The sequence below is a fragment of the Inquilinus sp. genome, assembly GCF_057815775.1.
The window spans coordinates 1-4,663 of the sequence record NZ_JBYRFX010000929.1 but is presented as its reverse complement, the minus strand read 5'-3'; the positions used below and the strand labels follow the sequence as shown (position 1 = coordinate 4,663).

Annotated in this window: 7 protein-coding genes and 1 riboswitch; of the genes, 2 read left to right on the top strand and 5 right to left on the bottom strand. The window is 67.3% G+C overall.

Going from position 1 to position 4,663, the window contains the following annotated elements:
* Together AC3XYG_RS33210 and AC3XYG_RS33205 are read right to left on the bottom strand one after the other, a co-directional pair.
* Positions 1–389, bottom strand: a 389-nt coding sequence (locus AC3XYG_RS33210; protein WP_489144165.1) for an Rrf2 family transcriptional regulator, incomplete at its 3' end; no start/stop codon positions are given.
* 70 nt (positions 390–459) lie between these two features.
* Positions 460–1,311 (bottom strand): isocitrate lyase/PEP mutase family protein, encoded by an 852-nt coding sequence (locus AC3XYG_RS33205; RefSeq protein WP_489144164.1) that lies wholly within the window; start codon positions 1,309–1,311, stop codon positions 460–462.
* Positions 1,312–1,533: 222 nt separating this feature from the next.
* On the opposite strand from AC3XYG_RS33205, the gene AC3XYG_RS33200 reads away from it, so the two are divergent.
* Positions 1,534–1,770 (top strand): hypothetical protein, encoded by a 237-nt coding sequence (locus AC3XYG_RS33200; RefSeq protein WP_489144163.1) that lies wholly within the window; start codon positions 1,534–1,536, stop codon positions 1,768–1,770.
* A 27-nt stretch (positions 1,771–1,797) separates the two neighbouring features.
* Here AC3XYG_RS33200 and AC3XYG_RS33195 read toward each other — a convergent pair whose 3' ends face one another.
* A complete protein-coding gene (locus AC3XYG_RS33195) occupies positions 1,798–2,007 on the bottom strand; it encodes a hypothetical protein (protein WP_489144162.1) in 210 nt (69 codons plus the stop codon).
* A gap of 116 nt (positions 2,008–2,123) precedes the next feature.
* Positions 2,124–2,555 carry a fluoride efflux transporter CrcB gene (crcB, locus tag AC3XYG_RS33190; protein ID WP_489144161.1) on the bottom strand — a complete coding sequence of 144 codons (432 nt, stop codon included), beginning with the start codon at positions 2,553–2,555 and terminating at the stop codon, positions 2,124–2,126.
* 79 nt (positions 2,556–2,634) lie between these two features.
* Positions 2,635–2,697: riboswitch (Fluoride riboswitch) on the bottom strand.
* 263 nt (positions 2,698–2,960) lie between these two features.
* Here crcB and AC3XYG_RS33185 point away from each other — a divergent pair.
* Positions 2,961–3,902 carry a heparin lyase I family protein gene (locus AC3XYG_RS33185; RefSeq protein ID WP_489144160.1) on the top strand — a complete coding sequence of 314 codons (942 nt, stop codon included), beginning with the start codon at positions 2,961–2,963 and terminating at the stop codon, positions 3,900–3,902.
* A gap of 7 nt (positions 3,903–3,909) precedes the next feature.
* On the opposite strand, the gene AC3XYG_RS33180 is transcribed toward AC3XYG_RS33185, so the two are convergent.
* The coding region (locus AC3XYG_RS33180) for an MFS transporter (protein WP_489144159.1) at positions 3,910–4,663 on the bottom strand (754 nt) is incomplete at its 5' end.

The window sequence follows — 4,663 nt, the reverse complement described above, 5'->3', positions numbered from 1 at the left end:
ATGCGCTCGTGAAAATCGGCGCTCAGCATGGCGAGCGTCACTTCGCCAAGCCGGGCCAGCAACAGCGCCTCGGCATCCTCGAAGGCCTGGCTGAGGGCGGCGTTGACCGCCTGTTCGACGAGGCAGCCGGGCATCTCCGTCCGGTTGCTCATGGCGAGAAGCGCGGGGTTGCCGAGCGCGGCATAGATGTCGCGCATCGTCACCTTCGACAGGTCGCAGGCCAGCGACCACCCGCCGCCATGGCCTTTTTCCGACCGGACATATCCCTGATCCCGCAGGCCGGCCATGATGCGGCGGACAACCACCGGATTGGTGTCCATCGCCTTTGCCAGCACCTCCGACGTCACGGGGCCGCCCTGCTCCGCCATGTGCAGCAGGACGTGGAGCACACCCGACAATCTGCTATCTCGTCTCATGCAACATCATGTGTTGCATGAGAGCGGTAAAGTCAAGCCGCGGCTAATCGGGCTTCGCCCACCGCCGGTCGGCTGCGAGATATTCGGGCAGGCGGATGGCCGAGGCCAGGTCGAGGTCCGGCCGCGGCACGCCCTGCAGGTCGGCAAGGGCGTCGCGCATCGCCCGGACGCTGGCTGCCAGCAGGTCGTGCGGAGAGACGTTGAGCTTGACGCCGAGGCGGTCGAGATCGGCGACCGGCGGCATGTGGTGCTTGGCGCCCGCCAGCGTCACCGCCATCGCGGGCCGGCCGGCACAGGCGGCGACCGTCGCACGGATCTCAGCCTCCGACTGCGGCGAATCCAGGAACAGGATGTCGGCTCCTTCGGCGACGAAATCCTCGATCCGCTGCAGCGCCTCGCCGAAGCCCCGGGTGTGGGTTGCATCAGTGCGGGCCAGCAGCAGGATGCCGGCGTCGCGGCAGGCCTCGACCGCGGCCCGGCAGCGCAGCCTGGCCTCGGCCCGGTCGAGCACGACTTTCCGCCCCTCCCGCCCGAGCGGGCGCGGATACAGCTTGTCCTCGATCAGCACGGCGGCCGCGCCGGCCTGGGCGCAGGCGCGCACCGTCCGCTGCACGTTCAGGGCATTGCCGAAGCCGGTGTCGCCATCCGCCAGCCACAGCACCTCAGGCGCCGCCGCCGTGCACATGTCGACCGCGTCGCGCATCTCGGGCAGCGACAGCAGGTCCATGTCGGGCTGGGCCAGCCGCAGGGCGGAGGCGCTGGCGCCGGACACGAAGCCGAGCTTGAACCCGGCCTCGGCGATCAGCCGCGCGCCCATGCCGTCGGCGCAGCCCGGCATGGCATGGACGCCGGGGGTGCCCAGCAGGGCTTTCAGGGCGGCAGCGTGGGGATGCATCACGGTTTCTCCAGCGATCGGCAGCGGGGCCGGCATCATGATGACCGATTCCCGCCGGCAACCGAAACCGCTGGATCGGCCTTCGATGTCGCAGCGGCCCGGCCGGCCGCGCCCCCTGATGCCCCCGGCCGATGGCGGCATGACAGGATGGCATGGGGCTCGGCATCGCCGCTCCCCTAGTCTGGCCACGATTTCTGGACCGGCACAGCAGAGGAAAGCTTCATGAACTCGCAGGGATTGACGACGGCGCTGGCCCGGCTCGGCGCCACCGCGGCGACGCCGAAAGACGTGATCATCACGCTGATCGGCGGCCAGATCGTCCAGTGCAACGCCGGCGACTACGAACGCGACGACCCGATTCTGACCGTGGCCCTGACCATGGTCGACGGCCTGCGCCTGTCGGGCAAGGCCGGCCAGCTCTCGGTCGAGGCGATCACCTCGGTCAACCAGGCCGTCTGACGCGCCGCAGGACTGGCGCCGGCGGGGTCAATGCGCCGTCCGCCGCGCCGGTCCTGCCTCCTCCTCGATCCGGACGCCATCGACCTCGCGGACGACCCTGATCTGCATCAGGTCGATCTCCATCGGGTCATAGGCGTCGCTCATCCAGCTCCGCGCCTCGTCGAGATTCCCGAAATCGGTGAAGGCCCGTTCATCGACCTGGCCGGCATATTCGAGGACGACATATCTGGCTGCCATGACGGCGGCTCCAAGCATCGGGACGACCCGTTCGGGGCTCGGCCTCGAACGATCCCGACTCTGGCATGGCGGCCGCGGCGGCCGGCGTTACCGCGGTCACAGCGGCGCTGGGTCGCTCAGGCCTCCTCCTCGATCGACGCCTGCGCCACCTGCACGGCGCCGCCGTTGAGCCGCGCCGCGATCAGGTGCCCGGCCGCCACGGCACAGACGCACAGCACCACCGACACGACGATGTTGATCCCGGCGCGCAGCACCGCGCCGCCGCGCAGCAGGTCGAGCGTCTGCAGGCTGTCGGAGGACAAAGTGGTGAAGCCGCCGCACAGCCCGACCATGACGAACAGGCGGAGGTCGTCCGAGACGGGATAGCGACCCTGCGCCAGGGTCAGTGTCCCGAAGAAGCCGATGATGAAGGACCCGGCGATGTTGATGCCGATGGTGCCCCAGGGCAGGTCGGCGCTGATCGGCAGCGCGGCCAGGGAGATCAGGTAGCGCGCGAGCGTGCCGATGGCGCCCCCGATCGCGACGGCCAGGCAGGTGGTGAAGGACATCTCATCGCTCCTTGCGGAGGCGGGCATGAAAAACCCGCCGGTGCGGCGGGGGTGGTCCGGACACACCCCTACCGCGGTTGTTGCGGTAGGAGTCATCAGCCCTTGCGGGCGGTTTCGGGGGAACTCCATCCCCATCCCGCCCAGAATGCCGCGCCGCGGACCGTCCCGCAAGATGCAGCGCCGTGGCCCCTGCCCTGCCTGATCCGAAAGACGGGCCGGTGCCGTTCCACCACACAGATCGTCGTGCCCGCTCGGTTCATGCGCCAGGCGGCTGGATTCATGACGCATTCGCATGCGCCAACAGCCACATCCTCGACCAGGATCGCGGCCGTAAGCGGGGGCGGCAGGCGGGACCGATCCGTACGGGCCGACCGCTAACTCCGATGGGATTTGGAGCTTGGAACAATGACATCTCTGTCCGATCAGCAGATACCGCCGCACATCTCGGATTGGATGATCGACGTTACCCAGTTGGACCCGTTGGAACTCGGTGCTTTCTCCCCGGGCAACTATAAGGTTCGGCCGACGGCATCCTTTTATGAGACCCAGCGAGCGGCGATCGAAAAAGAGGGCACGCCGCTTCGCGAGATTGCGGGCTCGGGCCGGACGGCTGCCGAGGACGAGCGGATACAACGCGTTCTCGACACCCCGTCGACAATTCCCCCGGTCCTGCATCAAGATTTCGACGACGGAAGCTGGGGTTCCCTGAACGGCAAGGACATGCCGGACGGGGTCGCCGTCGTCCAGCGGGCTGTCGTGAGGACTGGCAAACAGGCGCTTCAGATCACCCTGACGGAGAAAGACAAGCCGTTTCAGGCCCAGCTTCGCGACTCGTACAACGCACCCATGGGCGAAGAGGTCTGGTATGGGTTCTCGGTGCGGTTGCCCGTTTCCTTTGAGACGGACGACTCCGTAACGATCGCGCAATGGTGCGATCAGGTCAAACCCGGGGAGAAATCCGGCAAAAAGCCACCGATGGCAATTCGGTATGACAAAGCTGGCAACATCAAGATCACTGGAGACTCCGGCTCACCCCAAAGGCCAACGCGGACAGATCTCCATACCATCGAGGCAGTCGAAAAGGACGCGTGGCTCGATTTCAAGTTCAAAATGACCTGGCAGAAATCAGGCGAGGCCACTGTGACCGGCTTTCTGAACGGCGAAGTGATCTTCGAACACAAAGGGCCTCTCGGCTATCCCGGGCGCGACCTGGGGCCCTATTTCAAACTCGGCCTGAATACGGACAGCGTGAGCAAAGGCAAGCCCCTCACGGCGTATTTCGACAATTACAGCCACGGCCAGAGCAGTGACGACGTCGACCCGGGAATGCCGCACAAGGGTATATGAGGCAATGTCAGCCGGACCGGACAGGGGCCGGCGCACCCTCCCCCGCCTCGCGCGGCTTCGTCTCCGGCATCGCCACGGCGAAGACGATGAAGGCCACCGCCGCCGCCAGCCCTAATGCGAGGACGGCGATGTCGAAGCCGAAGGCATCGACCACGATGCCGGCGGCGAGGCCGCTGAGCGAGGCGCCGATGCCGATCATCGTCGCCACCGCGCCCTGGGCCAGGTTGTAGTGGCCGGTGCCGCGCATCAGATCGGCGATGATGAGCGGCGTCAGCGCGCCGAAGATGCCGGCGCCCACGCCATCCAGCAACTGCACCGCGATCAGCCAGGTGCTGTCGTCGGACAGGGTGTACAGCACGGCGCGGACCGGCAGGATGGCGAAGCCGATCAGGAAGATCGGCTTGCGGCCCAGGCGGTCGGCGGTGTTGCCGACCAGGATGGCGATCGGCAGCATCACCGCCTGCGCCGCCACGATGCAGAACGACATCATCGCAGTCGCCCAGTCCGGATGGGCGAAGGCCAGCTTCTGGCCGACCAAGGGCAGCAGCGGCGCGTTGGCGAAGTGGAACAGGAACGCGCAGATCCCGAACACGACCAGCGGGCGGCACTGCAGCAGGATCTTCCAGCCCGGCGTGACGGCGGCCCCGGTTTCAGGCTTCCCGTCGGCGCCACGGGCGAGGTCATGGTCGATTGCCCGGGCCGGGATCGACAGCGTCGCCCAGGCGGCCAGAACGGCGAAGACCGGCACCAGCAGGAACACC